Source organism: Halorubrum sp. GN12_10-3_MGM (assembly GCF_005435235.1).
GTDB lineage: Archaea > Halobacteriota > Halobacteria > Halobacteriales > Haloferacaceae > Halorubrum > Halorubrum ezzemoulense.
In genome coordinates, this window is sequence record NZ_SGUB01000011.1 from 72,260 (window position 1) to 98,522 (window position 26,263).

Annotated in this window: 30 protein-coding genes; 7 read left to right on the top strand and 23 right to left on the bottom strand. The window is 70.5% G+C overall.

Annotation, left to right across the window (positions count from 1 at the left end):
- Window positions 1–73: 73 nt before the first annotated feature.
- Complete coding sequence (locus tag EXE47_RS10060) at window positions 74–541, top strand: type IV pilin (RefSeq protein ID WP_049930779.1); 468 nt, start codon at window positions 74–76, stop codon at window positions 539–541.
- A gap of 45 nt (window positions 542–586) precedes the next feature.
- On the opposite strand, the gene EXE47_RS10065 is transcribed toward EXE47_RS10060, so the two are convergent.
- The gene (locus tag EXE47_RS10065) at window positions 587–1,720 is read right to left on the bottom strand and encodes a Gfo/Idh/MocA family protein (RefSeq protein WP_089308615.1); all 1,134 of its coding nucleotides are present in this window, start codon (window positions 1,718–1,720) and stop codon (window positions 587–589) included.
- 16 nt (window positions 1,721–1,736) lie between these two features.
- Window positions 1,737–2,708: a sugar phosphate isomerase/epimerase gene (locus EXE47_RS10070; RefSeq protein WP_086216436.1), complete on the bottom strand. Its 972-nt coding sequence runs from the start codon at window positions 2,706–2,708 to the stop codon at window positions 1,737–1,739.
- Window positions 2,709–2,883: 175 nt separating this feature from the next.
- Between EXE47_RS10070 and EXE47_RS10075 the strand changes: the two genes are divergently transcribed.
- Window positions 2,884–3,771, top strand: a complete 888-nt coding sequence (locus EXE47_RS10075) for a PspA/IM30 family protein (protein ID WP_086216435.1) — start codon at window positions 2,884–2,886, stop codon at window positions 3,769–3,771.
- A gap of 67 nt (window positions 3,772–3,838) precedes the next feature.
- Here the strand turns inward: EXE47_RS10075 and EXE47_RS10080 are convergent, their stop codons facing one another.
- From EXE47_RS10080 to EXE47_RS10090, 3 genes are all read right to left on the bottom strand, one after another.
- A complete protein-coding gene (locus EXE47_RS10080; RefSeq protein ID WP_089308616.1) occupies window positions 3,839–4,885 on the bottom strand; it encodes a dipeptide epimerase in 1,047 nt (348 codons plus the stop codon).
- Window positions 4,882–5,988, bottom strand: coding sequence for a DUF1611 domain-containing protein (locus tag EXE47_RS10085; RefSeq protein ID WP_137708255.1), 1,107 nt, complete (start codon window positions 5,986–5,988; stop codon window positions 4,882–4,884). Before EXE47_RS10085 ends, EXE47_RS10080 begins: the two co-directional genes overlap by 4 nt.
- A 445-nt stretch (window positions 5,989–6,433) precedes the next feature.
- On the bottom strand, window positions 6,434–6,751 hold the full coding sequence (locus EXE47_RS10090; protein WP_089308618.1) for a DUF5785 family protein: 318 nt from the start codon (window positions 6,749–6,751) through the stop codon (window positions 6,434–6,436).
- A gap of 128 nt (window positions 6,752–6,879) precedes the next feature.
- Between EXE47_RS10090 and EXE47_RS10095 the strand changes: the two genes are divergently transcribed.
- Window positions 6,880–7,278 carry a hypothetical protein gene (locus EXE47_RS10095; RefSeq protein WP_089308619.1) on the top strand — a complete coding sequence of 133 codons (399 nt, stop codon included), beginning with the start codon at window positions 6,880–6,882 and terminating at the stop codon, window positions 7,276–7,278.
- 34 nt (window positions 7,279–7,312) lie between these two features.
- On the opposite strand, the gene yqeC is transcribed toward EXE47_RS10095, so the two are convergent.
- Window positions 7,313–8,044 (bottom strand): selenium cofactor biosynthesis protein YqeC, encoded by a 732-nt coding sequence (gene yqeC / locus EXE47_RS10100; RefSeq protein WP_089308620.1) that lies wholly within the window; start codon window positions 8,042–8,044, stop codon window positions 7,313–7,315.
- A 111-nt stretch (window positions 8,045–8,155) separates the two neighbouring features.
- Between yqeC and EXE47_RS10105 the strand changes: the two genes are divergently transcribed.
- On the top strand, window positions 8,156–10,099 hold the full coding sequence (locus EXE47_RS10105) for an aldehyde ferredoxin oxidoreductase family protein (RefSeq protein ID WP_089308621.1): 1,944 nt from the start codon (window positions 8,156–8,158) through the stop codon (window positions 10,097–10,099).
- A 39-nt stretch (window positions 10,100–10,138) separates the two neighbouring features.
- Here the strand turns inward: EXE47_RS10105 and EXE47_RS10110 are convergent, their stop codons facing one another.
- The 10 genes from EXE47_RS10110 to EXE47_RS10155 form a co-directional block, all read right to left on the bottom strand.
- Window positions 10,139–10,471 (bottom strand): hypothetical protein, encoded by a 333-nt coding sequence (locus EXE47_RS10110; RefSeq protein WP_049930761.1) that lies wholly within the window; start codon window positions 10,469–10,471, stop codon window positions 10,139–10,141.
- Window positions 10,468–11,511 (bottom strand): Mrp/NBP35 family ATP-binding protein, encoded by a 1,044-nt coding sequence (locus EXE47_RS10115; protein WP_089308622.1) that lies wholly within the window; start codon window positions 11,509–11,511, stop codon window positions 10,468–10,470. The genes EXE47_RS10110 and EXE47_RS10115 overlap by 4 nt, the downstream gene beginning before the upstream one ends.
- 81 nt (window positions 11,512–11,592) lie before the next feature.
- On the bottom strand, window positions 11,593–12,396 hold the full coding sequence (locus tag EXE47_RS10120) for an isopentenyl phosphate kinase (protein WP_089308623.1): 804 nt from the start codon (window positions 12,394–12,396) through the stop codon (window positions 11,593–11,595).
- Window positions 12,393–13,409, bottom strand: coding sequence for a mevalonate kinase (gene mvk, locus EXE47_RS10125; protein WP_089308624.1), 1,017 nt, complete (start codon window positions 13,407–13,409; stop codon window positions 12,393–12,395). The genes EXE47_RS10120 and mvk overlap by 4 nt, the downstream gene beginning before the upstream one ends.
- Before the next feature lie 65 nt (window positions 13,410–13,474).
- Window positions 13,475–14,500, bottom strand: coding sequence for an AbrB/MazE/SpoVT family DNA-binding domain-containing protein (locus EXE47_RS10130; RefSeq protein ID WP_089308625.1), 1,026 nt, complete (start codon window positions 14,498–14,500; stop codon window positions 13,475–13,477).
- A gap of 1 nt (window position 14,501) precedes the next feature.
- Window positions 14,502–15,173 carry a phosphate signaling complex protein PhoU gene (gene phoU / locus EXE47_RS10135; RefSeq protein ID WP_089308626.1) on the bottom strand — a complete coding sequence of 224 codons (672 nt, stop codon included), beginning with the start codon at window positions 15,171–15,173 and terminating at the stop codon, window positions 14,502–14,504.
- Window positions 15,174–15,177: 4 nt separating this feature from the next.
- Window positions 15,178–16,110 (bottom strand): phosphate ABC transporter ATP-binding protein PstB, encoded by a 933-nt coding sequence (gene pstB / locus EXE47_RS10140; protein WP_089308627.1) that lies wholly within the window; start codon window positions 16,108–16,110, stop codon window positions 15,178–15,180.
- A gap of 5 nt (window positions 16,111–16,115) precedes the next feature.
- Window positions 16,116–17,744 (bottom strand): phosphate ABC transporter permease PstA, encoded by a 1,629-nt coding sequence (gene pstA, locus EXE47_RS10145; RefSeq protein ID WP_089308628.1) that lies wholly within the window; start codon window positions 17,742–17,744, stop codon window positions 16,116–16,118.
- On the bottom strand, window positions 17,744–18,877 hold the full coding sequence (pstC, locus tag EXE47_RS10150) for a phosphate ABC transporter permease subunit PstC (RefSeq protein WP_086215725.1): 1,134 nt from the start codon (window positions 18,875–18,877) through the stop codon (window positions 17,744–17,746). Before pstC ends, pstA begins: the two co-directional genes overlap by 1 nt.
- A gap of 156 nt (window positions 18,878–19,033) precedes the next feature.
- Complete coding sequence (locus tag EXE47_RS10155; protein ID WP_086215726.1) at window positions 19,034–20,260, bottom strand: PstS family phosphate ABC transporter substrate-binding protein; 1,227 nt, start codon at window positions 20,258–20,260, stop codon at window positions 19,034–19,036.
- Between the two features lie 206 nt (window positions 20,261–20,466).
- Between EXE47_RS10155 and EXE47_RS10160 the strand changes: the two genes are divergently transcribed.
- The 3 genes from EXE47_RS10160 (at window position 20,467) to EXE47_RS10170 (ending at window position 22,577) form a co-directional block, all read left to right on the top strand.
- Complete coding sequence (locus EXE47_RS10160) at window positions 20,467–21,417, top strand: halo transducer protein (RefSeq protein ID WP_089308629.1); 951 nt, start codon at window positions 20,467–20,469, stop codon at window positions 21,415–21,417.
- Window positions 21,418–21,465: 48 nt separating this feature from the next.
- The gene (locus EXE47_RS10165; protein WP_089308630.1) at window positions 21,466–22,062 is read left to right on the top strand and encodes a mechanosensitive ion channel domain-containing protein; all 597 of its coding nucleotides are present in this window, start codon (window positions 21,466–21,468) and stop codon (window positions 22,060–22,062) included.
- Between the two features lie 164 nt (window positions 22,063–22,226).
- Entirely contained in the window at window positions 22,227–22,577 is a 351-nt protein-coding gene (locus EXE47_RS10170) for a DUF4870 domain-containing protein (RefSeq protein ID WP_089308631.1), read from the top strand.
- 87 nt (window positions 22,578–22,664) lie between these two features.
- Here the strand turns inward: EXE47_RS10170 and rpsB are convergent, their stop codons facing one another.
- The 7 genes from rpsB to EXE47_RS10205 are packed head-to-tail and all read right to left on the bottom strand — an operon-like array spanning window position 22,665 to window position 26,258.
- Window positions 22,665–23,459, bottom strand: coding sequence for a 30S ribosomal protein S2 (rpsB, locus tag EXE47_RS10175; RefSeq protein ID WP_049930745.1), 795 nt, complete (start codon window positions 23,457–23,459; stop codon window positions 22,665–22,667).
- Between the two features lie 16 nt (window positions 23,460–23,475).
- Window positions 23,476–24,678, bottom strand: a complete 1,203-nt coding sequence (gene eno, locus EXE47_RS10180; RefSeq protein WP_089308632.1) for a phosphopyruvate hydratase — start codon at window positions 24,676–24,678, stop codon at window positions 23,476–23,478.
- The gene (locus EXE47_RS10185) at window positions 24,678–24,857 is read right to left on the bottom strand and encodes a DNA-directed RNA polymerase subunit K (protein ID WP_049930742.1); all 180 of its coding nucleotides are present in this window, start codon (window positions 24,855–24,857) and stop codon (window positions 24,678–24,680) included. The genes eno and EXE47_RS10185 overlap by 1 nt, the downstream gene beginning before the upstream one ends.
- A gap of 2 nt (window positions 24,858–24,859) precedes the next feature.
- Window positions 24,860–25,054: a DNA-directed RNA polymerase subunit N gene (locus EXE47_RS10190; RefSeq protein ID WP_006628058.1), complete on the bottom strand. Its 195-nt coding sequence runs from the start codon at window positions 25,052–25,054 to the stop codon at window positions 24,860–24,862.
- 12 nt (window positions 25,055–25,066) lie between these two features.
- Window positions 25,067–25,465 (bottom strand): 30S ribosomal protein S9, encoded by a 399-nt coding sequence (locus EXE47_RS10195; RefSeq protein ID WP_004595258.1) that lies wholly within the window; start codon window positions 25,463–25,465, stop codon window positions 25,067–25,069.
- Window positions 25,459–25,908: a 50S ribosomal protein L13 gene (locus EXE47_RS10200; RefSeq protein ID WP_008367868.1), complete on the bottom strand. Its 450-nt coding sequence runs from the start codon at window positions 25,906–25,908 to the stop codon at window positions 25,459–25,461. The genes EXE47_RS10195 and EXE47_RS10200 overlap by 7 nt, the downstream gene beginning before the upstream one ends.
- Window positions 25,905–26,258, bottom strand: coding sequence for a 50S ribosomal protein L18e (locus EXE47_RS10205; protein WP_089308633.1), 354 nt, complete (start codon window positions 26,256–26,258; stop codon window positions 25,905–25,907). Before EXE47_RS10205 ends, EXE47_RS10200 begins: the two co-directional genes overlap by 4 nt.
- Window positions 26,259–26,263: the final 5 nt, after the last annotated feature.

Consider the following 26,263-nt stretch of genomic DNA (forward strand, 5'->3'; position numbering starts at 1 on the left):
ACCGCCTCATTCTTATCAGGGCTGATACGCGGTGCGCAAACCCTTATATCGGCGGTGTCGGAGTGACAGCCGAATGGTGGCGTTCCGAGACGACGAGCGAGGGTTCACCCCGCTGGCGGGGACCGGACTGCTCGTCGGGGTCGTCGTGCTGCTGCTCGCCATCGTCGGCGCGGCGGTGTTCGGCCTCATCGACGGCGTCGCCCCGCCCGACGCCGAGTTTGAGGGGCGACAGGAGGGCGGCGAGCTCGTCGTCGTCGCGCTCGGGCCCGAGCCGGTCCCGGCCGAGGAGCTGTACGTCCGCGGCGAGGACCCGGACGGGAACGTCCAGTTCGGCGCGTGGCCCGGCGACGGCGTCGTCCGGCCGGGCGATCGGGTCCCAGTCCCGAACGCGACCGGCAACGAGAACTTCGAGGTCGTCTGGGAGCCGGTCGCGTTCGACACCCGGGAGACGCTCGGAAGGTACAACGGCGAGGACTCCGCGATAGAGGAGTGGAGCGAGGAGAACGGCGGCAGCACGCCGGGCGGCGGCGTCGGAGTCTGAGGTCGGTTCGGTGTCGAGGTCGCGCTCAACGCGGAGGCGGAGCTCTCACTCGACCGGAACACGCTCGCCGCGCTCGTCGGCCCGCTCGATCGCCGCGAGCACGCGCTGGACCTCGTAGCCGTCCGCGAACGACGGCTCGAACGACTCGCCCTCGGCGACCGCCGAGAGGAACTCGTAGTTCTCATGGACGAACGTGTGCTCCCACCCGATCACGTGGCCGGGGGGCCACCAACGGTCGACGTACGGGTCCGACTCCTCGGTGACCAACACCGTCTCGTAGCCGCGGTTCCCCTCGCGCAGCACCTCTAACTCGTTGAGCCGCTCTAAGGAGAACTTCAGGCTCCCCTTTGTCCCGTGGACCGCGATTGTGTGGTCGTTCTTGTGCCCCTCGGCGACCCGGCTCGCCTCGAAGGTTCCGGTCGCGCCCGACTCGTACTCGACCTGCGCGCTGTACGCGTCGTCGACGGTCACGTCGCGGTACTCGGCGACCCCGCCGTCCTCGTCGTGGACGGGGCGCTCGTCGACGAACGTCGTCAACTGTCCAGCGACGCGCTCGAACTCGCCGACGCGGTCGCCGACGAGAAACCGCGCGAGGTCGAGCGTGTGCGCGCCGAGGTCGCCGAGTGCGCCCGATCCCGCCATGTCGGCGTCCATCCGCCACGCCCACGGCGCCTCGGGGTCGACGAGCCAGTCCTGGAGGTAGCGCCCGCGGACCTGCCGGATCTCGCCCAGCGCGCCGTCCTCGATCAGCCGCTTCGCGTGGCGGATCGCGGGGACGAACCGATAGTTGAACGCGGTGCCGCTGGTCACGTCGGTCGCGGCCGCCGCGTCGCGCATCGCTGCCGCCTCCTCCAGCGTCGGCGCGAGCGGCTTCTCACAGAGCACGGGTACCCCGGCCTCAAGAGCCGCGATCGACGGCTCGGCGTGGACGTGGTTCGGTCCGAGGTTGTAGAAGACGTCCACCTCGTCTATCGCAGCCTCCCAGTCGGTCGCGGTGTGCGGGAAGCCGAACCGGTCGGCCGCGTCCGCGAGCGCCGCCTCGTCGCGCCCGACGAGCGTGTGCCGCTCGATTTCGGGCGCGTCCGGAAAGAACATCGGGAGCCGCGCCATGGCGTTCGCGTGCGCCCTGCCCATGAAGCGATACCCCAGTACGCCGATCTTCAGTGGTTCTCGTGTCATCGGATCCTCCCCCGCCTCACTCCGCCCAGTACGCGTCGCCCGGTTCCGTCTCGAACACCGCCCGGTCCAACACGTCGACCGCCTTCTCTAATCCCTCGCGCGAGGAGGTGAGCGCGTCCTCGTGTTCGATGGAGAGCGCGCCCTCGTAGTCGACCAGCCGGAGCGTCGAGACCACGTCCTTCCAGTGTTCCTCGCCGTGGCCGTAGCCGATCGAACGGAACAGCCACGAGCGGTCTGCGGTGTCGGCGTAGCTCGTCGTGTCGAGCACGCCCTTCACGCGGCTCTCGGCCTCGTACACCTTCGTGTCCTTCGCGTGGACGTGGTGGATCGCGTCGCGCTCGCCGAGGAACCGGATCGCCTCCGTCACGTCGATCCCCTGCCAGTAGAGGTGCGAGGGATCGAAGTTGGCGCCGATCCGGTCGTTCGTCGCCTCCCGCAGCGCGACCAGTCCGGTCGGCTCGTAGACCAGCATGTTCGGGTGCATCTCGATAGCCACGTCGACCCCGTGGTGGTCGGCGTGGGCCGCCAGGTCGCGCCAGTACGGGATCGCGACCTCGTCCCACTGGTAGTCGAGCGCGTCGGCGTGTTCGGTCGGCCACGGCGCCGTGACCCAGTTCGGCGTTGAGTCGCCGGGCGCGCCCGCCGGGAGCCCGGAGAAACAGGTGACCGTGTCGACGCCGAGCAGGTCGGCTAACTCGATCGCCTCGCGCAGCTCGCGGTCGGCCGCCGCGGCCCGCTCCTCGCTGGGGTGGAGCGGGTTGTTGTGCGTCGCCAGCGCCGAGATCCGCAGCCCGCGGTCGTCGAGCAGCGAGAGCAGCTCCTCTCTCCCGGCCGGGTCGTCGAGGAGCGCTTCGCGGTCGACGTGGTCCTCGCCGGGCCAGCCGCCGACACCGAGTTCGACGGCGTCGACGCCGATGCCGTCGAGGTACGCGGCCGCGTCGTCGAGCGGTTCGCCGCCCAGTGGAACCGTCAACACGCCGATGTCCATGGCCGAGGCTACACGAACGTCACGAATAAGTGTTCAGGAAGCGCCGCCGCGGGGGCGCTCGGCCGCCGCGGCCGGCGCGCGTCGGCGACGACGACGGCGGTGTCTCCGGCGCGTTGCCCGCGCTGGCGCCGCGAACCGCATGAGGTTTTAACGGGTGGAACGCGTACGATGTGGTATGGGAATCCTCTCGCGCGCCTCCTACGTCGTCCGCTCGAAGGTGAACGCCCTCCTCAACCGGGCGGAGGACCCGACGGAATCGCTCGACTACTCGTACGAACAGATGCGCGACGAACTCCAAGATGTCAAACAGGGGATCGCCGACCTGACGACCCAGAAGAAGCGCCTGGAGATCCAGAAGCGCAAGCTCGAGGAGAACGTCGAGAAGCACAACCGACAGGCTCGCGAGGCGGTCCAGCAGGACCGCGACGACCTCGCGCGCAAGGCCCTCGAGAAGAAGAAGTCGAAGATGACCCAGATCGAGGAGCTCGAAGGGCAGATCGCCGACCTGAACAACACCCAAGAGCAGCTCGTCGAGAAGAAGAACAAGCTCCAGAACCGCATCGAGGAGTTCCGCACCAAGAAGGAGACGATGAAGGCCCGCTACGAGGCGGCCGAGGCGTCCACCCGCGTCTCCGAGGCGATGACGGGCGTCGGCGACGAGATGGAGGACGTGAGCCGCTCCATCGAGCGCGCCGAGGAGCGCACCGAGGAGATGGAGGCGCGCTCGGAGGCGATGGACGAGCTGGAGGACTCCGGCGCGTTCGAAGACGCGCTCTCCGACAAGGACAGCATCGACCGCGAGCTGGAGAGCCTCTCGACGAACAGCGAGGTCGACGCCGAGCTGGAGACGCTGAAGGGCGAGCTCGGCAAGGGCGAGTCGTCGAACGGCGAGGCCGCCGTCAGCGACGAGGACGTCGACGCCGAACTGGAGGACATCGAGTCGGAGATCGACGCCGACGACTTAGAGAGCGATCTTGACGGTGATGCGAACGCCGACCTCGACGAGGAGCTCGACGTTGAGCTAGAGGAGTCGGAGTCTCAAGCCGACGAGAAGCGGAACTGAGGTCCCCAGCAGATCTGCGCTCGGTCCCCGCGGTCCCCGTTCCTTTCGTCCCCGCCTCAGACTCGGTTCACTCCGACGCCGGGCGCGCGCCGGTCCCCGCGCGGTCCTGATCGGCGAGCCGGATCTCACCGTCCGGGAGATCGATACCCTCGTACGGGTCGTCGTCGAGCAGCAGCGACCCGTCGATATCGGCGTAATCGAGGAGGGGCGCGAGCTGCGCGGCGGCCGCGATGGAGGCGTTCGACTCGATCATACAGCCGCACATCACCTCCAGCCCGTGCGCTCGCGCGGCGGCGATCACCCGCCGGGCCTCGGACAGGCTCCCGGCCTTCATCAGCTTCAGGTTCGCGATGTCGCAGCGGTCGGCGATCGCGGGCACGTCCGCCGCGGTCACGCAGGACTCGTCGGCGGCGATCGGGAGTTCCGACCGCTCGTAGACGTACCGGAGCCCCTCGGGGTCGTCGGCCGAGACGGGCTGCTCGACGAACTCCACGTCGCGGTCGGCGAGCCACGCGCTCTTCGCGACCGCCTCCTTCGGCGTCCACGCCTCGTTCGCGTCGACCCGGAGCCGCGCGTCGGGCGCCGCCTCGCGGACGGCGTCGACCAGCTCGCGGTCGCGGTCGGTCCCGAGCTTGAGCTTCAACACGTCGTGGCCCGCCGCGACGGCGTCGGCGGCCTTCTCGCGGACGCGGTCGGTCTCGTCGAGTCCGACGGTGAACGACGTCTTCGGCGCGTCGCTCGGGTCGAGCCCCCACAGGCGGTGGAGGGGGACGCCGAGCCGCTTCGCGGCGAGGTCGTGGACGGCGATCGAGACGGCACAGCGGGCGGCGGGGTTCCCGTTCACGACCGCCCGCAGCTCGGTCTCGATCTCGCGGACTGCGTGGGGGTCGCCGACGCGCTCGACGACGTCGAGGAGGTCCGGCATGACCGCCGCGACCGTGTCGGCCGTCTCGCCGTAGTGGGTCGACGGCGCCGCGCCGCCGACCCCGGTCATCCCCGCGTCGTCCGTCACGCGGACGACCACGTTCTCGGCCGCCGTCTGCGTCCCCCGCGAGATGGTGAACGCGTTCTCGAGCGGCAGCGACACCCGCTCGAACTCGGTGTCGAGGCTCATTCGGCCGCTTCCTCCCCGTCGACCTCCGAGTCGGCGTCCGCGGCGTCGACCGCGCCCAGTCCGGCGTCAAGGGCGGCGTCGACGACGGCGTCCGCGCCGTGGCGTACCGGGTCGATCGCGGGAACCCCGGTCTCGTCGGCGAACGCGGCGACCGCCTCGGCGGCCGCCTCGTCCTCGTCGATGTCCTTCGTGTTCACCGCCCCCGCGACGACGCCCGCCTCGTGGACGGGCGCCGCCAAGTCCTGGTAGAGGTCGACGTAGTCGGCGAGCGGCGGGAGGGCGAACTCCTCGTAACCGTGGACGACCTCGCGGCCCGCGGCGTGACAGAGGACGAGCCCGTCGGCCATCGACCCGTGGAGGATGCCGCAGGTGACCGCCGAGTAGGCGGGGTGGACGATGCTCCCCTGCCCCTCAACGACGAGGAGGTCGTGGTCGTCGCCGACCTCGGCGAGCATGTCCTCGACCGCGCCGGCGGCGAAGTCGGAGACGACGCGGTCGATCGGGTTCCCCCAGCCGGCGATCATGATCCCGGTCTGGCCGGTCGGGACGAACGCGGCGTCGATGCCGCGCTCGCGGGCGGCCGCGACGATCTCCAGCGAGGCGGTCATCTTCCCGACCGAGCAGTCGGTCCCGACAGTGAGCAGCACGTCGGCGTCCACGTCGCCGGACGCGCCCGTCGCGACCGTGAGGTCGTCGTCCGGCTCGCGCACGTCGACGAGGTCGACACCGTGGTCGTCCGCGAGCGCGGCCAGCTCCTCGTCCTCGTTCAGGAAGTAGTGGAGACCGCTCACCACGTCACAGCCCGCCTCGATCGCGGCCTCGACGTCCGACCGCCACGATTCGTCGAAGCCGCCGCCGATCGGCGCGATTCCGATGTACAAGGCGTCGAGGTCGCCGTCGACCGCCGCGTGCGCCTCCTCGAACGACGCGACGATCGGCGCGTCCCCCACGTCCGCGACGTGATCGCTCACGCGGTCGCCGGCGCGGTCGCGGTCGAGGACGGCCCGGACGTCTTGGTCGCCGTAGCGCAGCACGCCGAGCGCGGTCTTCGCGCGGTCGGGGAACTTCTCGTGGGCGAGGACGGCGATCCGCTCGTGGTCCATGGTGGCTCGCTCGCCCCCCGCGTTCTTAAAAGAGTCGAGGGCCGGCCAAGCGATACGAACGAACCGCGGTGGCGCGTGCCGACGAGCGCCCGAAGGGCGCGAGTCGCACGCGCGAGGTCGCCGGCGCTACGCGCCGGCTGCCAGAGGGACCTTCGGTCCCTCGCTGGAGTCGACTGCCCTCCGCGTTGCTCCGGGCGGTCGACGAGGCTGGGGAGGTGTGAGGTGCGGTCGCGGTGCGGGACGGGACTCGAAGGGGCAGTCGCGAGGCGGGCGCAGGTGGCGCAAGCACTGGAGGGAGAGCAGCGCGAGCGACCGAAGCGCACAGCGAGCGTGCGCCCGCCTTGCGGCTGGGGCTTCGGAAGTGCTCCTCGCGGTGGCGACGACGTATCGCAGAACAGCCGAGGCTTCGGGAAAGAGAACGACGCCGGAACGAGTGTTCGAGCAGTCAGGCGCTGCCGTCAACGAACTGGTCGGCGCCCTCGTAGAACCAGTATCCGTTCTCCCGCATCGCGCGGCCGAGCTCCTGGTGGAACTCGACGAAGTCCGCGAACTCCTCCTGCTCGACGTTCTCGAATATCTCCTCGACGGAGACGACCGTCTCGTAGTCGATCCGGATCGGGTGGTCGCCGTACTGCTCGACGTACTCCGCGGCGGTCAGCGGGAAGTCCTCATCCTCGTTGATCTTCTTCGCGAGCACGGCGTGGCCGTACTGCCGCATGCCCTCGCTCCCCTGCTCGCCGTCGGGGTCGTGTGGCCAGTCCATACCCGGAAGTTCGCCGGATCGGGGATAGTGGTTTCGGATGCGGCGGTGGCGGCGGCCACTCCTCCCGAGCCGCTCGACCCCACCCCCGACCACGGAAACACTTCACGGCCCTCCGCGTCGCTCCGGGCATGCGACGCAGAGCCCTCCTCGCGTCCGTGGCCGCCGTCTCGACCGCCGCGCTCGCAGGGTGTCCCACCCCGCCGTGGAGCGATGACCCGGCGGAAATCGACGTCGCCGAGGTTCGCCGGCGCCTCGACGAAGATACGCCGCGGCTGGTCGTGGCGGGATCGCTCCTCGACGGCCCCCGCCGCTGTGAACGCGTCACGCTGTTCGAGGCGGCGCTCGACGACGGGACGCTCCGCCTCCGGATCGTCTCCGAGGACGACCCCGACTCGGACGTCGGCCGCTGCTCGGACATCGCTGAGCCCCACGCGCACTCAGTCGCCGTCGCGTTCACGGAGACTCCCGTCCCGGAGCGCGCCGTCGTCCAGCACGGGGATGAGACGATACTGGAGGAACCGGTCTGACGGAACCGGGCCGAGCACGGCCAGACCGCCGCCGCTACTCCACGACTTCGACGACCGGATCGTCCGCGGTCAGGCGCGTGAGAACGACGCGCGGCACGTTCGCGCGCATGAGGATCTCCTCGGCGAGCGCCCGGGCCGCGGCGGCGTCCGCCTCGTCGTCGACCTTGTTCACGACCGGGATCGCGGTCGCGTCGCCGGGGACCCCCTTCAGCCCGCCCGCGGGACTCGCGAGGACCGTCGCGACGTCGGCCGGGCGGATCTCGTCGCCGATCTCGCGGCCCGTGATCGCGGCGACCTCCTCGGGGCGGTGGACGTGCTCCTCCGTGAGCGGTTCGCCGACGACGTGCGCGCTCGCGATCGGGGCGACGATGTCCGCGTTCGACGGGATCTGCGGCTCGCGGTCGCCCGGCGCCTTGAACTCGCGGAGGCGCGCCCCGTCCGCCTTCACGAGCGTCGCGCCGGGCGCGGCGTCGGCGATCTCGGCGACGGTCTCCGTGTCGTACCCGAGGTACCGGTCCGACCGGTCGCGCTCGGGGACCAGCCCGAGCGGCCACTCGTCGGGTCCCGCCTCGCCGAGCGCGGCCACCGGGTCCGCGGTCACGCGCACCGCGGCGACCCGGTCGTCGAAGATCGGTATTCGGACGCTCGCGGTCACGACCGGCCGGTCGAGCCGGTCGGCGAGCGCGAACAGCGTCGACTTCTTGCCGCCCGCGCCGACGACGCAAACGGTCGCGTCGCGGGCGTCGAGCGCGGTCGTCAGGTCCATGCCGGGGCGTTCAGTCGCATCGGACCTCACTCTGGCGGTCGGACGGGCGGCCGACCGGCGGCGTCGCGGCGGCGGACAAATTGATACGACTCCGCCACGCAGGGCAACCGGATGCGCCGAAACCGCACCCGAGTCATTCGCGTGGACCTCTCGACGCGCGAGACTACCAGCGAACGGGTCCCGCGGGACTGGCGACGCGACTTCGTTGGCGGGAAGGGGATCGGAGCGCGCTACCTCTACGAGGAACTCTCGCCGGGAACGGACCCGACGGGGCCGGAGAATCTCCTCGCGTTCCTCGTCGGGCCGCTCGCGGGCTTCCTACCGGGAGAGACCCGGTACGCCGCAGTGACGAAGTCGCCGCTCACCGGCGGGTTCCTCGACTCGTACGCCGGCGGCGACTTCGCCGTCCGGCTCGCGGGGTCGCTCGACGACTGCATCGGCCTGCTCGTGACCGGGACCGCCGACAGACCGGTCCGGATCGAGGTCGAGGGGGGTCGCGCCCGGGTCAAGCCGACCGACGCGTGGGGCGACGACGCCGCCGAGACCGCCGAGCGGTTCCCGGACGCCGGCGTCGCCTGCGTCGGCCCGGCCGGCGAGCGCGAGGCGGCGTACGCGACGATCGCGAGCGACGGCGGCGACCACCACGCCGGGCGCGGCGGCGCCGGCGCGGTGATGGGCGCGAAGCGGCTGAAGGCCGTCGTCGCCCGCGACCCCCCGCCGGCGGTCCCGGACGACCTCGCCGCCCGCCGCGACCGCGACGCCGAGACGTACGGGCGGCGGCCGACCGGCGAGTGGCAGGCGGCCGGCGAGACGATCGAGACGGTCGACTACGCGGACGAGGTCGGGATCCTCGCGGCCGAGGGATGGACGGAGACCGGCTTCGACGGGGTCGACGACATCGGCGTCGAGGCCGCGGCGGAGCGCGCGGCCGGACGCGAAGCCGTCAGTGCCGGCCGTGACGGTGACGGCCGAGAGGGCGCCGAGAGCGGACCGGCGGGCGTCCCCGGCGGATTCCGGATCGACACGCCCGACGGCGAAGTGATCCCGCGCGGCGCGGCCCCAATCACGCTCGGCGCCGGGCTCGGGATCGACGACTTCGACCGCGTCGCGGAGCTCTGCGGGGTCTGCGACCGTCTCGGCCTCGACGTGATCGGCGCGGGCAGCGCGGTCGCCTGGGCGATCCGCGCCGGGCGGGCTGGGGTCGTCGACTGCCCGGTCGACTTCGGTGACGCCGCTGGCGCAGAGCACCTGCTGAAGGCGATCGCGGCCCGCGACCCCCCGGCCGATCTCGACGTGGACCCGGACCTCCCGGACGCCCTCGCCGACGGGGTCGACGCCGCGGTGGCCCGATTCGGCGGCGACGCGCTCGTGCCGACGGTGAAGTCGATGGCGCTGCCCGGCTTCGACCCGCGCGCGGCGGTCGGCGTCGCGCTCGCGTACGCGACGAGCGACCGCGGCGCGTGTCACCGGCGCGCGCGACCGCAGGAGCGCGAGCCGCTGGCACGTCCCGACCGCTCCCTCGCCGACCGGGTGCGCGACGTGGTCGGGGAGCAGAACGCGCGCTCGGTCCTGTGGAGCCTCGTCGTCGACGACTTCGTCGGCGAGGCGGTCTGTGCCGACCTCGGCGCGGAGTGGCTCGCGGCGATCGAGCACCCGGCGGTCGACGACTGCGGCGGCCCGCACCGCGACGAGTCGGAACGCGGGGACGCGAGGGACGCTGGCCGACCGGATCCCTCCCCCGCCGCGCTCGCGACGACCGGCGAGCGCATCTGGACGCTCACCCGACTGTTCAACGCCCGAGAGGGATTCGACCGCGCGGACGACGCGCTCCCTGAGCCGCTCCGCACCGACGCGGCCGACGGGACGCCGGGCGTCGACGTCGACGCGTTCGACCGCCTGCTCGACCGGTACTACGCGGCACGCGGGTGGGGCGAACGGGGGCTCCCGACGCCGGAGACGGCCGAGCGCCTCGGGCTCGCGCGCGTCGTCGACGACGCGACGCCGCTGGACGATAGCCCGATCGACTCCGCCCCGGCGGCCGACGCGGACGACTGACCCCGCCCGGCGACGTGACTGCCGTCCGCTCCGGCGGCCTCAGCGACGCAGCCCGCCCTCCGCCTTGATACGCATGATGTGCCGGACGTTGAGGTAGATCTCCTCCGGCGACGTCTCCTCCTCCTCGTCGTATAAGTCCGACACCCGGTAGAGGATCGCCGAGAGCTGCTTGCTCTCCGAGCTCTCCGCGCGTACGTCCGCCGCCACCTCGCGGAGGAACTCCCGCACCTCCGCGTCGGCCGGGATCTCCGCGCCCGACGCCTCGTCCGGTACCACCGGGTCGACGCCCGCGGCCGCGAGGGGGTCCTCCGGGTCGTCGCCGGTCGCCCCGGTTTCGTCGCCGGCCCCCGCGCCGTCGTCCGCGTCGGTCATCGCTCGCCGCTCACCCCGCGGCGGCGGACGACCCCGGCGTTGTTCGCGACGTTCTCGACGAGCACCTTGAACGCGTCTGCGGTCTCGCCGTCCTCCAAGACGACGGGCTCGCCGTCGTCGCCGCCCGTCCGGACCGCGGGGTCGAGCGGGACGCCGCCGAGGAAGGGCAGGTCGTGGTCCGCGGCGAGCGCCTTCCCGCCGCCGGAGCCGAATATCTCGTGGAAGCCGCCGCAGTCCGGGCAGCGGAAGCCGGCCATGTTCTCCGCGATACCGAGGACGTTCGTGTCGTGTTTACCGAACATCCGGAGCCCCTTCACCGCGTCGTCGAGCGCCACGTCCTGCGGCGTGGTGACGATCACGGCCCCCGTCAGCGGCAGCGTCTGGAGGATCGTGAGCTGTGTATCGCCGGTGCCCGGCGGGAGGTCCATCACGAGGTAGTCGAGCTCGCCCCACTCCACGTCCTCGACGAGTTGGGTGATGATCTTGTGGACCATCGGGCCGCGCCAGATGACGGGGTCGTCCTCGCCGGTGAGGAAGTCCATGCTCATCAGCTTCACGCCGAACCGCTCCGGTGGCACGATCGTCTCGCCGTCGGTTTCCGGGCGCTGTTCCGCGGACACCATCCGCGGGACGTTGGGCCCGTACACGTCGGCGTCGAACAGGCCGACGCGGGCGCCGAGTTTGGAGAGCCCGGCCGCGATGTTGACCGCCATCGTCGACTTCCCGACCCCGCCCTTCCCGGAGGCGACCGCGATCACGTTCTGTACGCCGGGGAGGACCTGCTCCTCGGTCGAGAGGTCGTCCGGGATCGACGCCGACAGCTCGACGTCGAGCCCGGTGTCGGCGAGCGCCTCGCGCACGTCGTCGGCGATGGCCGACTCGGTCGGCGAGAAAGGGGCGCCGAGCGCGAGCGACACGTGGACCGTTCCGTCCGCCTCGTCGACGTCGACGCCGTTCACCAGCCCGAGCGAGACGATGTCGCCGCCGAGGTCGGGGTCCCGCACCTCCGCGAGCCGCTCCCGTACGTCCGATTCGTTCATGCCGGGGAGGAGGGCCGTGGGTCGAATAAGGGTTCTGTACGGGGGCGCGCCACCGTTTGCGACGCGCCCGCGGTCACCCGCTCAATCGATCCGGGTCCCCGCGCCCTCGCCGCGCAGGAACGGGACCAGCCCCTCTGCGCCGAACACGTACGCCGGCGCGTCCAGCGCGAGCAGCTCCCGCACCTTCGCGGCCATGCCGCCGGAGACGTCGGTGGCGCCGCTCGCGCCGAGGGCGTCCGCGACCGACCCGAAGTCGTCGATCGCTGGGATCACGTCGCCGTCGCCGTCGAGGACGCCGGGCACCGTCGAGCAGACCCCAACGCGGCGTGCGCCAAGTCCGGACGCGAGCTCGACGACCAGCTCGTCACCCGAGACGACCGTCACCCCGTCGCCCGCCGTCGCCACGCCGTCGCCATGGAGGACCGGAACGAACCCCTCGCCGAGCAGCGTCGCCGTCGACCCGAGCGGGAGGTCGAGCCCGCCGTCCGCGCCGCCGGCCCGCGCCGCGAGCGACAGCGGGTGAACCGGCACCGCCGGGACCCCGTGCTCGCGGAGTCGTTCCAACACGTGCGCGTTCAGCCGCTTCATCGCCCCGTGAATCGCGGCCGCCGCCTCGGCGTCCCGCGTCCCGTCTGTCGTCGAGACGCCGTGCTCGCTGGCGTGGTAGTGGCCGAAGCTCCCGCCGCCGTGGACGACGACGAGCCGGTCGACCGTACCCGCCGCGAGGGCGTCCGCGACGGCGTCGCAGGCCGCGTGGAGCGCCGCCTCGTCGAGGGTTTCGGGCTCGTTCTTCTCCGTGATCAGACTCCCGCCGAGCTTGAGGACGACGGGGGGAGCGGACTCTCCGCCGGCGTCGTCGTTACTGACGGCTTCGCCCCCCGTCACGGCTCCACCACCCGGACGCCCTCGGTCGCCAGCTCGGCGCGGAACGATTCCTCGCAGCCCTGCGTGAACGAGAGCGCGGTCTCCGTCGCGTCGCTTTCGTCGAGCGCGACGATACAGCCGCCGCCGCCCGCACCGGTGAGCTTCGCACCGTGCGCGCCCGCGTCCCGCGCGGCCCACACCATGGCGTCGAGCGACCGGGCGGAGACGCCGAGCGCCGCTAACAGTCCGTGGTTGAAGTCCATCAGCTCGCCGAGTTCCGCGAGCAGCGCCGGGTCGGGGTCGCTCTCGGGGTCGGCATCCGCGAGCAGTTCCTCGCCCGTCCGGACGAGGTCGCCGATCGATTCGACCGTGTCGGCGGCGAACTCGTGTTCCGCCCGCAGTTCGCGGACACCGGCGACCAGCTCGCCGGTATCGCCCGCGCCGCCGTCGAACCCGACGACGAACGGAAGGTTCGGCGCGTCGATCGGCTCGCAGTCGTCGCCCTCGACCCGCACCGCGCCGCCCATCGTCGAGCAGAAGGTGTCCGCTCTGGAGGCCTGCCCGTCCTGGACCTCGAACTCGGCCCGATACGCCCGCTCGGCCAGCTCTCGGCGGTCGAGCGGCTCCCCGAGCGCGCGCGTCGCGGCGTCGATACCGGCCACGACCACGGCCGCCGACGACCCGAGCCCCGCGCCGAGGGGGATGTCGCTCTCGACGGTGATGTCGAAGCCGGCGTCGGGCGCGTCGGCCACCTCGCGCGCCTGCTCGACGGCCGCGTCGACGTACCCCATCGCGGCCTCGACGAGCGGCGTCGGCACGTCGACATCGGGCCGGTCGCTCGTCCCACCCGCGTACTCCACGGTGAACCCGTTCAGAGAGAGGTCCTCGGCCTCGACGCGCACGTGGTCGTCCTCGCGCGGCTCGGCGGTCACCGTGGCGCGCCGCTCGATCGCCGCGGGCACGGCCGGCTCGCCGTAGACGACGGCGTGTTCGCCGAAGAGGTACACCTTCCCCGGCGCTTCGCAAACGGTCATACGAGTCTCCTCTCCCCCCGCGCTTACAGGCGTTGCGCTTGGCGGGTCTGGGCGGGACCCGACATCTACTCGTTCATCCGTCCCGGGTCGCGGTCGCGTATCGTTTCGCGGCAGCGGACCGCGCGACGCAGCCCGATCTCCGCCACGTCGCCCCCGCACTCCGCGGTTCGCCGCAGCGCGCGCGCGACGCGGCGGAGCTCCGCCGCCCCCGCGCCCGCCTCGTCCAGTTCCCGATCGAGCGCGTCGATGTCGTCGCGAGCCCGGCGCAGCTCACCGACCGCGCTCCGAGCGACATCGGCGCCCTCGTCGCCGAGGGCGACGCTCACCCCGTCGGAGACGACCTCTCGGACCGTGCGACCGAAGTCGCGACACGCCGCCAGTCGCGCGGCCGACGGCGGGTCGTCGAGGGCCGCCGCGGCGCTCCCGATGTCCACCGCCGCGTCGCGGAAGCGGCACAGCTCCCGCATCGCCGTCCACGACTCGAACAGCTCCGGGCGGGTCGTGCCGAGCGCGTCGACCTCCCCGAGGTCGGCCATGCCGCGGGAGACGGACCGGTCGATCATCGACGCGAGGCGGTCGACCTGTTTGTCGCGGGAGCCGATCGGCGACGAGTCGGGCGGCGTCGCCAGCGCCTCGACCGCGTCGCCGTGTATCGAGCGGACCGTGAACGCCAGCTGTCGGAGCGACTGACTCACGGAGACCTCCGTCGAGTCCAGCATGATCTGAACCGTCGTCGCGGTCTCCGACTCCGCGGCCACCGACATCCCGATCCGGTTGCGGGCGACCCGCTCGACGACGCGCCGCTGGTCGGGGGTGAGCGGCTCGTCCCGTTCGAGCGTGACCTCGCGCGCGCCAGCGGCGTAGGCCGCCCGCAGCGCCCGCTCGATTACCTCCGGGTCGGCCGACTCGATCCGGGCGACGGGCGGGTCGCCGTCGCCGCCGTTCCCGGTCTGGACCGCCAACACGCCGTCGATGTGGTCGTGGAGCGTCACGGTGTCGCCGGACGCGACGCCCTGCGACTCCGCCCAGTCCTTCGGGAGCGAGACCGTGTACGTCCCGTTCCCCACGGTTTGGACCTTTCTCGACTCCATCTCAGTAGAGCAGCTCCGGGTCGTTTTCGATCATGTACAGCGTCCGCGCCGCGATGTTCACGGCGTGATCCGCGATCCGTTCGAGGTCTCGGATCGTCAACAGCACCCGCGATACGTCGTCCAACAGCCGTTCGGCCTCCCAGCCGTCCCCGTCGGTCCCGGCGATCAGATCGCGGGTGACGCTCTCGCTCGCCCGCTGGCAGAGCGCGTCGACCTCGTCGTCGTCGGCCGCGACCGCGCGGCACGCGGCCGCGTCCTCGGCCTCGTACGCGGCGAGGCTCCGTTCGAGGAGGTCGCGCGCCGCCTCGCCGATGGCGTCGAGCTGAACCTCCGGCGAGAGCGTCCGCGTCGCGGTCCGGAGGTAGTCCGCCAGGTTGACCGCGAGGTCGCCGATGCGTTCGAGGTCGGTGATGATCTTGAACGAGGCGGTGACGAGTCGGAGGTCGCCCGCGACCGGCTGCTGGAGCGCGAACAGGTCCACGCACCGGTCCTCCAAGCGCAGGTACGTCTCGTTGACCGCGGCGTCGGCGTCGACCACTTTCTTCGCCAGCGGCTCGTCGCGGCGCTCCGCGGCGTCGAGGCTCCGTTCGACCTGCCCTATCACCTGATCCCCCATGGCGAGCACGTCCGCCCGGAGCTCGTCGAGCGAGTCCTGGTACTGTTCTCGGGGCATGGGATCACCCGAACTTGCCGGTGATGTAGTCCTCGACGCGCTCGCTGTGTGGGTCCTCGAACACCTGATCGGTGTCGCCGTACTCGACGAGTTCGCCGCCCGTGAGGAAGACGGCGGTCTGGTCCGATATCCGGGCCGCCTGCTGCATGTTGTGCGTGACGATGACGACGGTGTACTCCTCCGCGAGGTCGTCGATCAGGTCCTCTATCTTCGCCGTGGCGATGGGGTCCAAGGCGGACGCCGGCTCGTCCATCAGGATGACCTCCGGGTCGACCGAGAGGCAGCGGGCGATACAGAGCCGCTGTTGCTGGCCGCCCGAGAGCCCGAGCGCGTTGTCGTCGAGCCGGTCGCTCACCTCGTCCCATAGCGCCGCGTCGCGGAGGCACCGCTCGACGAGCGCGTCGCGCTCGTCGGCGTCGCTCCGGTTCAGCAGGCGGGCGAGGAGGCCCGTGTCGAGGTCGCCGTGCTTCTTTGGCCCGTAGGCGATGTTCTCGCGGATCGTCTTGGGGAAGGGGTTCGGCGACTGGAACACCATTCCGACCCGCTTACGCAGCTCCACGAGGTTGACCCCGTCCCGGTAGATCTCTTGCCCGTCGAGCTTCACCGAGCCGTCGATCCGGGCGGAGCTGACCCGATCGTTCATCCGGTTGAGACACCGGAGGTACGTCGACTTCCCGCAGCCCGAGGGGCCGATCAGGGCGGTGACGCTCTCCTCGGGGATCTCCATCGAGACGCCCTTCAGCGCGTGGTCGTCGCCGTAGTGGACGTCGAGGTCCTCGACGGCCAGCTTCGCGTCGCCGCGGAACTCGTAGTCGGTCCACTCGTCGCGGGTCTGCTCGACGGTCTCGCCGGTCGTCGTGGTGGGCGAGCGGCCGTCGGTCGGCGAGCGGTCGTCGGTCGATGCGGTCTGGGTCTGTTGGGTGGTGTTCTCGCTCATCGGATTCAGGTGTGTGTGAGCCGTCGCCGGAAGTAGTAGCGCGTCGCGATGCCGATCGCGTAGAATGAGAGGACGACGACGAGCAGCACCAGCGCCGTCGCCCAGCGGAACTCGTCCGCGTTGCCGACGTTGCTGCTGGCACCCACGCCGGCGGAAATCAGAGCGTACAGCTGGTACGGCAGCGCCGAGGTTGCCTCCAGCAGGGCCGGATTGGCGACGAACGGCGGCGCGGACGTGAACTGGAAGCTCCCGAGGACGTCGACCGTCTGCGAGCCGGGAACGAACGTCCCGCCGGCCATCGTCAGCAGGATCGGCGCCGTCTCGCCGGCGATCCGACCGACGCCGAGGATGACGCCGGTGACGACGCCGGGCAGCGCCGCCGGGAGGACGACGCTCCGGATCGTCTGCCACTTCGACACCCCAAGCGCGGCGCTCGCGTCGCGGTACTCGTCGGGGACGGAGAGCATCGCCTCCCGGGAGGTGATCACCACGAGCGGGAGGAGCATGAACCCGAGCGTGATCATCCCGGAGAGCAGCGACTTCCCGTTGCCGAACCGCGGGATGAGGAAGGCGAAGCCGAACAGCCCGAAGACGATGCTGGGGGTGCTCCACAGCCCGTTTGTCGCGATCTCGACGACCTGGGTGAACCGACCGCGGTCCGCGTACTCGGTGAGGAAGAGCGCCGCGCCGACGCCCAGCGGGACCGCCAGCACGACGGCGCCGAGGACGAGCCAGACCGTGCCGACGATCGCGGGCAACACGCCCTGGAAGTCATTGAAGAGGGCGACGCCGTTCATCACGAACGGGACGGACACCGGCAGCGTGACCGAGACGCCGAGGACCGTCGTCTGCGGCCCGGTGCCGAGGCCGATCTCGACGCCGTTCAACAGCCCGGGGACCCCCTGGACGACCACGAAGGCGACGAGGACGAACAGGAAAGCGACGATCGAGAGCGCGTTCAGGTACACGAGGACGTACGCGCCCATGTGCCGACCGCGGGCGCCGAAGCCACCGTACGCCTTCGCCGAGGCCCAGCCGCCGTACAGCGCGCTGAACAGCGTCGCCGCGGGGATGAGGAACTCCGCGGTGAGGGCCGCCTGCTGGGCCCAGTCCAGCTCCCACACCCACGTCGGGCCGATGACGCCGGTGAGGAACACGAGCCCCGTCAGCGCGAGGAGGCTCCCGAGCGGGAGCGTCGACCCCACGTCCTCGCGGGGGAGGACCGTGAGCGCGAACGCGCCGCCGCCGACGGCCGTCCCGGCGAGGACGCCGACCGTCGTGCCGAGACCGAGCGTCTGGCTCGCGACGCTCCCGCCGACGACGACCCACGGAACGGCGGCGCCGAAGCCGGCGACGAGCCCGGCGCTCGGGTCGGGGTCGGTCTCGACGTAGCCCAGACGGGAGCCGGCGCCGAAGGCGACCACCGCGACGCCGAGCGCGGTCAGGAGCCCGCCGAGCAGCGTCACGGTCCGAATCCCGAACAGCGAGCCGGTGAGGCTGACGCGCTCGAACAGCGCGGCGACGGCGAGCGCGAACAGGACCGCCGAGAGCCCGACGGCAACGCCCGCGACGGCGTCCGTCTCCGTGGTCTCCGACTCGACGAGCCTGGCGTCCGTCTGGCTCGCGTCCGCCATCAGACCTCACCCCCGAGCCGCTTGTGCATTCTCCATTCGATGTACTGCGCGCCGATGGAGATGACGAGGACGGTGACGAACAAGATCACGCCCGCGACGAACAAGGCGTCCATCTGGAGGCCGTCGGCCTCGCCGTAGTTCCGCGCGATGATCGACGTCAGCGTCTCCTGCCCGTAGAAGACGTTGACGAGTGGCTCCGTGAGGCGAGGCACGCCGCGGAGCATCACCGTGGCGGCCATCGTCTCGCCGATGGCGCGGCCGACACCGAGCAGGACCGCCGCGGAGACGCCGGAGAACGCGGCCGGCAGCGTGATCGAGGTCATCGTCTGCCAGTCGGTCGTTCCCATCGCCAGCGAGCCGCTCTTCATCGACTCCGGGACGCTGCTCAGCGCGTCTTCGGCCACGGAGACGACGGTCGGGAGCGCCATCAGCCCGACGACGATGCCGACGAACAGGTACGACCCCTGCCCCGTCGTCTGGAACTGGTCGGAGGCCCACGGGCCCAGCACGGTGAACCCGATGAACCCGTAGACGATCGAGGGGATGCCGGCGAGGATCTCGACGCCGGGCTTGACGACCTCGCGGACGGTCGCGGGGGCGATCTCCGAGAGGAAGAGCGCCGCGGAAACACCGAGGGGCGCGGCGACCGCGGAGGCGATCAGCGTCACCATCACCGTCCCGTGGATCATCGGCACCATCGAGTACCGGATGGGCGGCGAGACGGCGTCCCAGTTCGGCTGGATGAACATCCGCAGGCCGGGGACCGTGATCCCGAACGCCGTCGCGCTCTCGTATCGGATCACCGGGACGGACTCGCGGAAGATGAAGACGATGATCAGTCCGAGGATGAGGATCGTCGACACCGTCATCATCAGCGCGATCGTGTACGCGGTCTCCTCCTGGTACCGGAACCAGCCGATCCCCGCCGCCGTGAGGAAGACGACGAAGGGAGCGATGGTGAGGTCGGAGACGGCGAGGAACCCGACGAGGGTGGCCAGAAGCGACAGCGTCATCGCGGAGATGATCGCCAGCGCGGGGGGTTCGGTCTCGTCGACGAACTCCCTGACCCGTCTGCGCTGCGCGCCGAGCGCGTCGGTCAGTCGCCCGCCGAGCGCGTCTGTTACCGTTGGCATCTGTCTGTTATCGAGAGCATTCGCGTGTTGTGTGTCGTAGAAGCCATGTTCGTCCGTACCGTGAGCGCCGGCGGCCGCGGAGAGACGGGCGGTCGCGGGGGGGTCAGTCGGCCGAGACGACGCTCGTCTCGGGTCGATCGACCGTCGGTCGTCGGACTACGGCGAGATGAGATCCTCCGTGGCGACGGACGAGACCTTGTCTTTCATCGACTGGAGGTCGCTCGTCGGGAGCGGGATGTAGTTGTTCCCCTCGACGAAGACGCTCTGTCCGAACTCGTTGAGGAACATATTGACGAACGCCGCCTCGCGCCGGTCGTAGCCGCCGGCTTCGGGGTTGTTCTCCTCGATGAGCGTGTACATGTGGAGGTCGCGGTTGAGCGGGTACTCGCTGTCGAAGATGGTGTTCTCCGCGTCGCGGCTGGTCTCGTACAGCGTGCCGTCGAACTCGATGGAGATCGGGATGACCGTTTCGCTGGTGAACGCGAGCGCCATGTACGCGATGGCGCCCTCGTTCTGGGAGACGGCCTGCGCGACCTGCTGGTTCTGCCCGAAGCGCGTGTCGACGCCCGACATCGAGGCGTCGGCGGCGCCGAGCATGTTCAGGCGGAACGAGGTGTCCGTCCCGGAGCCCTCGGCGCGGCCGATAGCGTAGATCTCCTGATCGTAGTCGACCCCGTCGATCTCGTTCCAGTTGGTGATCTCGTTCTGGTAGATGCCGCGGATCTCCTCGCCGGTCAGCTGCGCGACGCCGGCGTCGGAGACGTCGGAGCTGACGACGACCGGCTGGCCATCGCGACCGACAACGTTGTCGACGACTGTGTTCTGGGCCTTCTCCTCGGTCCAGTCGAGCTCCGCCGTGATCGGCCCGGAGGAGTTGCCGATGTCGACGAGGCCGTCAGTGACGGCCTCACAGCCGGTCCCGGAGTGGCTCAGGCCGACCGTCGTCGGGAACGGCGGCGAAGAGCGCTGATCGGTCGGCTCGAAGCCGAACTTCGCTGCGAAGTAGTCGGCGATGAGCATGTCGTCCGCGCCGTCGGCGGAGAGCTGGTCCCAGCCGGGCACCGAGCCCTCGTCGTTCGCGCCCCAGTACTCGCCGTCGCTCGGCGGGGCGTTGGAGTTCCAGTATGAGCTCCCCGTGTTCGAGATTGGGTACACCGTCGAGGAGCCCTCGGCGTTGAGCAGCGCCGTGCTCTGCCCGGAGCCGTCGTCGCCGTCGCCACCGGAGCCGCCGGAGCCACCGTCGCCGCCGTCGCCGCCGGATCCGCCGTCGCCGCCGTCGCTGCTTCCGCTACAGCCCGCCAACCCGGCGGTTCCGAGCGCTCCGGACGTGATGAGAACTTTCCGCCGCGACACGCCGCCGTCGACCCAGTTCCGGTCTGACATCAGGCGTGGCAACGGGCAAGTCTATTAAACTGGTTTATATTTTTAATATAGTCACCTCTTGTCACGCGAAGAGTCCACAGTATCGGTGGTGAGTACAAGAGACGGTTCTGACAGCTATATACCACCACGTACCGCTCTGTTTGCCTCTGTCCCCGAACACACCGCTCTTAGGAAGGTATACACCGTACTACGCCGAATCCGGCCGTATGAGTGAGAGCGCGCCCGCGGAGACGCCCCTCGACGAACTCGTCGAGTCTGTGGCCGACCGGACCGGCGAGAAACCGGAGTCGATCCGGACCTGGCTCGAACCCTTCACCGACGACGGGAGGGTGACGTCCGCGGCGATCGAGTCGAGCGTCACCGACGTGTCGCAGATACTCGCGACAGCGGAGACGCGGGTCGACCTCGCGACGCGGACCCACGACGAGGCGACCGCCGCCGCCGACGACGCGCCGGACCTCGAGGTCGTCACTGTCCGCCGGCGGGCGTTCGGGGACCGGCTGGACGACCTCCGTGCGGAGGTGGAGGCGCTCGGCGACGACCTCGGCGCGGCGCGGTCGGGGCTAGCCGAGCCGGTGGCGGTGTACCGCGCCGCGGTTGCCCTCCACGAGATAACCACCGAGGCGCAGGACATCGTCCGCGTCGCCCACGACCTCGAAACCGAACTGGAGGCGTTCGAGGCGTGGCTCCGCTCGGCCAACCGACGCCACGGCGCGCTCGTGGACGAAGTCGAGGCCGCCGAGGAGTCCGCTGCGGCCCTCACCGAGACCGTCGAGTCGCTGCGGGACGCGGACGACCCGGACCCAGGACGGCGGTTCGACGCCGCCGTCCAGACGCGCGTCCTCGACCTCGTCGTCGCCGACCTCCGAGCCGAGGCCGACGACCTCCGCGCGTGGGCCCACCGCGACGGCGCCCCCTTCCCGGACGACGTGGACGCGCGGATCGACGATCTCGAATCCGCGGTCGCGGAGCACGCCGACGCGCTCGGCGACCGGCCGGGCCGGGACGGCGAGTTCGGCGAGCGGCTCGACGCGCTCGACGCGGAGCTCGAGGCGGTCGAGCCGCCCGTCGCGTGGGCTCGCGTGGACGAGACCGTCGCGGAGGCTCGGTCGGCGCTGTCCGAGGACGGGGCGACCGGCGACGAGGCCGCGAACTGAGCCGGCGGCGCCCTCACCTTTTCCACTCTCCGCCGTGTGCGGTTCGGCATGACGCAGATCCCGTCGCTCGTCTCCCGCTCGCTCTCGAACTTCGTCGAGGGGCTGGTCGTGGCGGTCCCGCGGCTGCTCTCGGGGCTGATCTTCCTCGCGCTGGCGTACCTGACGGTGCGGGTCGTCCTCTCGGTCGTCCGCGGGTCGATCGAACGGCTGTACGTCGGCGACCGCGAACTGGTCGGCGACCTCATCGTCACGCTCGTCTCCGTGTTCCTCTGGTTCGGCGTCGCGCTCACGTTCCTGAAGGTCGTCGGCATGGGCGACATCGCGGCGAGCCTCGGCACCGCCGTCGGCTTCATCGCCCTCGGGGTCTCCTACGCGCTCTCCGAGATGATCGAGGACACGGTGGCGGGCGTCTACCTCCTGCGGGACCCGGACTTCAACGTCGGCTACCGCGTCGAGTCGAAGGGCGTGACGGGAACGGTCGCCGCCATCGAACTCCGGAAGACGCGGATCGACACCGACGGCGGCGACCGGATCGTGATGGCGAACCGAGAGATAGAGCCGCGGTGGACCCACGACGTGCTCGAGGAGACGACGGGCGGGGCGGTCGACGAACCGACCGACAGCGAGCCGTCGACGACCGACTAAGCGGGGGACCGGCCGACGCCCGACTGAGCGGGGGACCGACCGACGACCGATCGGTCGCAGTCGGCGACGGGCGCCGGCTCGAGCGTGGCTGTCGACTGCCGCCTCCGTGTATCCCGGTCGGTCTCCGAAAATTTATCAATCTGCTCCGAAACCGCCATCCCGCTATGTCAACCACAGCAACTGAGACCGGCGACGGGACCGTCGACGGGGACACGACGCTAGCGGCGCTGTCGCACGCCTCGTCGCTCTTCGCGTCGTTCCTCGGCCCGATTCTCTTCCTGATCCTCGCGGACGACAACGACGAACTCGTCGAGCGGAACGCGAAGAATTCGCTGAACTTCCAGATCGTCGTCTTCGCCGCGCTCATGATTGCCGCCCTCCTGAGCTTCGTGTTCATCGGCCTCCTGCTGTTCCCGATTATCGGCGTCGTCGACCTAGTCTTGGTCCTCGTGGCAACGGTGAAGGCCAACGACGGGCGGGTCTATTCGTACCCGTTCACGCCCGATATCGTCTGAGCGCGTCGCGCCGCGGATCGATTCGCCGACGGCTCTCCGAGCGGTGAACGGACGAAACAGGAAGCGTCGAAGAAAAACGCGGCCGGCTTAGAGCTCGTCCTCGAAGTCTTCGAGGGCGAACACCGTGTCGGCGCCGCGGCGGTCGAGCGTCTCGTTGGCGAGGAGCCAGTAGACGACCGACAGCGCGCGCCGACCCTTGTTGTTCGTCGGGATGACGAGGTCGACGTTCGACAGCTGGTTGTTGGAGTCGCACATCGCGATCACCGGGATACCGACGGTGATGGCCTCTTTGACGGCCTGCGCGTCGCCGATGGGGTCGGTGACCACGACCACGTCCGGCTCGATGTAGCCGGCGTAGTCGGGGTTCGTCAGCGTGCCCGGAATGAAGCGACCGGTGCGGGCGCGGGCGCCGATGGCGTCCGCGAATTTCTCGGCCGGGAACCGACCGTACTGCCGCGAGGATGTGACGAGGATCTGCTCGGGGTTGTAGTTCGCGAGGAAGTCCGCGGCCGTGCGGATCCGCTGGTCGGTCAGGCTCACGTCGAGGACGTACAGCCCGTCGTCGCGGACGCGGTGAATGAACCGCTCCATGTCCTTCGTCTTCTGCTGGGTCCCGATGTGGACACCCGCGGAGAGGTAGTCCTCGACGGGGATCAGCAGGTCGACGTCGTCGTCGGGCATGACGTCGTCGTCGAACGGGGAGGCCTCCTCCTCGTCCGCTTCGTCGTCGCCCGCGGCGGTCTCGCTCTCGGCGTCGGCGGCCGTCTCGGCCGCGTCGGCGGTCGGTTCCTCGGTCGTGTCGGCCTCCTCCTCGACCGCCGCGTCGACCGCCTCGGTCTCCGCGTCGTCGTCGAGTTCGACCGCGTCGTTGTCTTCGCTCATGCGTGGTGTGGGCCCGTCATACCGCGTCGTCCGCGATGCGGACCAGTTCGTTCAGCTTGGCGGTTCGCTCGCCGCCGACCGTCCCGGTCTTGATGTAACCGGCGTCGGTCGCCACGGCGAGGTGTGCGATGGTGGTGTCCTCGGTCTCGCCCGAACGGTGAGAGATGACTGTCTCGTACCCGTTGCGGGCGGCGAGCTCGACGGCGTCGAACGCGTCCGACAGCGTCCCGATCTGGTTCGGCTTGATGAGGATGCTGTTGGCCGCGCCGGCGTCGATGCCGTCCTGGAGCCGCTCGACGTTGGTGACGAACAGGTCGTCCCCGCAGATCAGCGTCCGGTCGCCGACCCGGTCGGTCAGGTCCGCGAACGCCTCGTAGTCGTTCTCGTCGAGCGGGTCCTCGACGTACGCGAGGTCGTACTCGTCGACGAGGCCGGCGACGTACTCGATCTGCTCGTCGGCCGACTTCGTCTCGTCGCCGTAGACGTACGCCTCGGCCTCGTCGTCGTACAGTTCGGCCGCGGCCATGTCGAGACCGAAGCGGATCTCGAAGCCCACGTCTTCCTCGACGCGGTCGACCGCCTCGTCGACGACCTCGAACGCGTCGGCGTCCGAGATGGGGGGCGCCCAGGCGCCCTCGTCGCCCTTCGCCGCGGGCACGCCGCGCTCGTCTAACACGTCCGCGACCGCCGCGTGGACCGCGGCGTTCGCGAAGACGGCCTCCGAGACGCTCGGCGCGCCGACGGGCGCCGCGAGGAACTCCTGAATGTGGGTCGCCTCCTTGGCGTGCTCTCCGCCGCCGACGACGTTGCCAAGCGGGATCGGGAAGTTCTCGCCGCGGAACGCCCCGCCGAGGTGCTGGTACAGCGGTGCGCCGAGCACGTCGGCGGCGGCCTTCGCGGCCGCCATCGAGATGGCGACCGCGCTGTTGGCGCCGATGGCGGAGAAGTCGTCCGTCCCGTCGGCGGCGCGGAGTGCGTTGTCGACCGCGCGCTGGTCGCCGGCGTAGACGCCCTCGAGGCGCGGGACCGCGTGTTCGCGGGCCTTCGCGATGGACTCGCTCGCCGGCAGTTCGATCGCTTCGTACTCCCCGGTCGAGGCCCCGCTAGGCGCCGCCCCACGGCCGAAGCCGCCGGACTCGGTGAGCACGTCGGCCTCGACCGTCGGGTTTCCGCGCGAGTCGAGCACGCGACGCAACGAGACGCTGGTAATTCGGGTCATTAGTTGGATTCCCTCCGCACGGTGAACGGGAGCGCGCCCGCGTCGTACTCCTCCGCGGCGACGAGTATCGGCTCCGTCTGGTCCGTGTCGATCAGCACGGGCGCCCCGTAGGACACCTGTAGCGCTCGCGCGCCGAGGATGCGTGCCTTCTCGTATCGATTGTATCGCTGTCCTGACATGGTTACTGGTACGGCGAGACGACGTCCACGAGGTCGCGGTGGCTCACCAGCATGCGCCGGCAGCAGTGCCGGTCGACCCCGAGGTCGTCGAGCACCTCGCCGGGGTCTTCGTCGCCCTCGCGAGCCCGCTCTTTGAACTCTTCCCAGTGTTCACCCACGACGTTGCCGCACGTGAAACACCGGACGGGGATCATCATGACTGGATCACCTCAGCGGTAGGACTTCTGGTAGCGAGCGCGCGCGCCGGGTCCGCCCCACTTCTTGGGTTCGGACTGGCGCACGTCGTTGACCAGCAGGGTGCGGTCGAAGTTCATGTACGCGTCGCGCAGCTCGGCGTCGCCGAGGTGCTGGACGAGGCCGCGGGCGATGGCGGTCCGCGTCGCGTCCGCCTGCCCGCTGAAGCCGCCGCCCTCGACGTCGATGTCGATGTCGACGCCGTCGCGGAGCTCCTCGCCCGCGATGCGGAACGGCTCCAGCATTTTGAGCCGCGCCTGCTCCGGTTCGACCAGCTCGACTGGCTGGGAGTTGATGCGAACGCGACCCTCGCCCTCGCGCACGGTGGCGCGGGCGACGGCCGTCTTCTTCTTGCCTGAGGTGTTCGTTACCATGTGACGTTGGCTCCCAGAGACTCGGAGATCTCCCCGAGCGTGGTGAATTTGATGTTCGAGAGGCGGTCGAGCGAGGTGCCGTCGAGGACGACGCTCTCGACGTCCTCGTCGCGCTCGTAGGGGTTCCCGACGTACACGCGCACGTTCGAGAACGCCTCGCGGCCGTCCTCCGACTTGTACGGCAGCATGCCGCGGATGGCGCGCTTGAAGATTCGGTCGGGGCGCTTGGGGTAGTACGGCCCGCTGTCCGAGCCGAGCTCCGCGCGCTTGTGGTACGTCTCCATCGTCGCCTCCTCGTTGCCGGTGATGACGGCGCGCTCGGCGTTGACGACGGCGACGGTCTCCCCGGCGAGGACGCGCTGGGCGACCTCCGAGGAGACGCGACCGAGGATACAGTCGCGGGCGTCGACGACGACGTCCGCGTCGATCTTCGCGAGACTCATCGGATCACCCGCACGTTGCTTCCGTCGGGGTTCTGTTCGACGTACTGTTCCAGCGTCACCGCTTCGCCGGCCTGGTCGATCTTCGTCCGGGCGGTTCCGGAGAAGTCGACGGCGGCGACGGTAACGTTCGTTTCGAGCACACCGCTGCCCAGCACCTTGCCGGGGACGACGACCGTCTCGTCTTCCTGCGCGTATCGTTCGATACGGCCCAGGTTGACCTCAGCGTGCGTGCGCCGTGGCTTCTCCAGTCGGTCGGCGACGTCCTGCCACACGTTGGCACCGGAGTCACGCGAGACCGACTTCAGATCGGCGATGAGGTTCTGTAGTTTCGGATTCGTCTTGCTACTCATAGCTG

Coding starts and splice junctions, on each gene's coding strand:
- EXE47_RS10060 (WP_049930779.1), top strand. CDS start 74: ATGGTGGCGTTCCGAGACGACGAGCGAGGGTTCACCCCGCTGGCGGGG.
- EXE47_RS10065 (WP_089308615.1), bottom strand. CDS start 1,720: ATGACACGAGAACCACTGAAGATCGGCGTACTGGGGTATCGCTTCATG.
- EXE47_RS10070 (WP_086216436.1), bottom strand. CDS start 2,708: ATGGACATCGGCGTGTTGACGGTTCCACTGGGCGGCGAACCGCTCGAC.
- EXE47_RS10075 (WP_086216435.1), top strand. CDS start 2,884: ATGGGAATCCTCTCGCGCGCCTCCTACGTCGTCCGCTCGAAGGTGAAC.
- EXE47_RS10080 (WP_089308616.1), bottom strand. CDS start 4,885: ATGAGCCTCGACACCGAGTTCGAGCGGGTGTCGCTGCCGCTCGAGAAC.
- EXE47_RS10085 (WP_137708255.1), bottom strand. CDS start 5,988: ATGGACCACGAGCGGATCGCCGTCCTCGCCCACGAGAAGTTCCCCGAC.
- EXE47_RS10090 (WP_089308618.1), bottom strand. CDS start 6,751: ATGGACTGGCCACACGACCCCGACGGCGAGCAGGGGAGCGAGGGCATG.
- EXE47_RS10095 (WP_089308619.1), top strand. CDS start 6,880: ATGCGACGCAGAGCCCTCCTCGCGTCCGTGGCCGCCGTCTCGACCGCC.
- yqeC (WP_089308620.1), bottom strand. CDS start 8,044: ATGGACCTGACGACCGCGCTCGACGCCCGCGACGCGACCGTTTGCGTC.
- EXE47_RS10105 (WP_089308621.1), top strand. CDS start 8,156: ATGCGCCGAAACCGCACCCGAGTCATTCGCGTGGACCTCTCGACGCGC.
- EXE47_RS10110 (WP_049930761.1), bottom strand. CDS start 10,471: ATGACCGACGCGGACGACGGCGCGGGGGCCGGCGACGAAACCGGGGCG.
- EXE47_RS10115 (WP_089308622.1), bottom strand. CDS start 11,511: ATGAACGAATCGGACGTACGGGAGCGGCTCGCGGAGGTGCGGGACCCC.
- mvk (WP_089308624.1), bottom strand. CDS start 13,409: ATGACCGTTTGCGAAGCGCCGGGGAAGGTGTACCTCTTCGGCGAACAC.
- EXE47_RS10130 (WP_089308625.1), bottom strand. CDS start 14,500: ATGGAGTCGAGAAAGGTCCAAACCGTGGGGAACGGGACGTACACGGTC.
- phoU (WP_089308626.1), bottom strand. CDS start 15,173: ATGCCCCGAGAACAGTACCAGGACTCGCTCGACGAGCTCCGGGCGGAC.
- pstB (WP_089308627.1), bottom strand. CDS start 16,110: ATGAGCGAGAACACCACCCAACAGACCCAGACCGCATCGACCGACGAC.
- pstA (WP_089308628.1), bottom strand. CDS start 17,744: ATGGCGGACGCGAGCCAGACGGACGCCAGGCTCGTCGAGTCGGAGACC.
- pstC (WP_086215725.1), bottom strand. CDS start 18,877: ATGCCAACGGTAACAGACGCGCTCGGCGGGCGACTGACCGACGCGCTC.
- EXE47_RS10155 (WP_086215726.1), bottom strand. CDS start 20,260: ATGTCAGACCGGAACTGGGTCGACGGCGGCGTGTCGCGGCGGAAAGTT.
- EXE47_RS10160 (WP_089308629.1), top strand. CDS start 20,467: ATGAGTGAGAGCGCGCCCGCGGAGACGCCCCTCGACGAACTCGTCGAG.
- EXE47_RS10165 (WP_089308630.1), top strand. CDS start 21,466: ATGACGCAGATCCCGTCGCTCGTCTCCCGCTCGCTCTCGAACTTCGTC.
- EXE47_RS10170 (WP_089308631.1), top strand. CDS start 22,227: ATGTCAACCACAGCAACTGAGACCGGCGACGGGACCGTCGACGGGGAC.
- rpsB (WP_049930745.1), bottom strand. CDS start 23,459: ATGAGCGAAGACAACGACGCGGTCGAACTCGACGACGACGCGGAGACC.
- eno (WP_089308632.1), bottom strand. CDS start 24,678: ATGACCCGAATTACCAGCGTCTCGTTGCGTCGCGTGCTCGACTCGCGC.
- EXE47_RS10185 (WP_049930742.1), bottom strand. CDS start 24,857: ATGTCAGGACAGCGATACAATCGATACGAGAAGGCACGCATCCTCGGC.
- EXE47_RS10190 (WP_006628058.1), bottom strand. CDS start 25,054: ATGATGATCCCCGTCCGGTGTTTCACGTGCGGCAACGTCGTGGGTGAA.
- EXE47_RS10195 (WP_004595258.1), bottom strand. CDS start 25,465: ATGGTAACGAACACCTCAGGCAAGAAGAAGACGGCCGTCGCCCGCGCC.
- EXE47_RS10200 (WP_008367868.1), bottom strand. CDS start 25,908: ATGAGTCTCGCGAAGATCGACGCGGACGTCGTCGTCGACGCCCGCGAC.
- EXE47_RS10205 (WP_089308633.1), bottom strand. CDS start 26,258: ATGAGTAGCAAGACGAATCCGAAACTACAGAACCTCATCGCCGATCTG.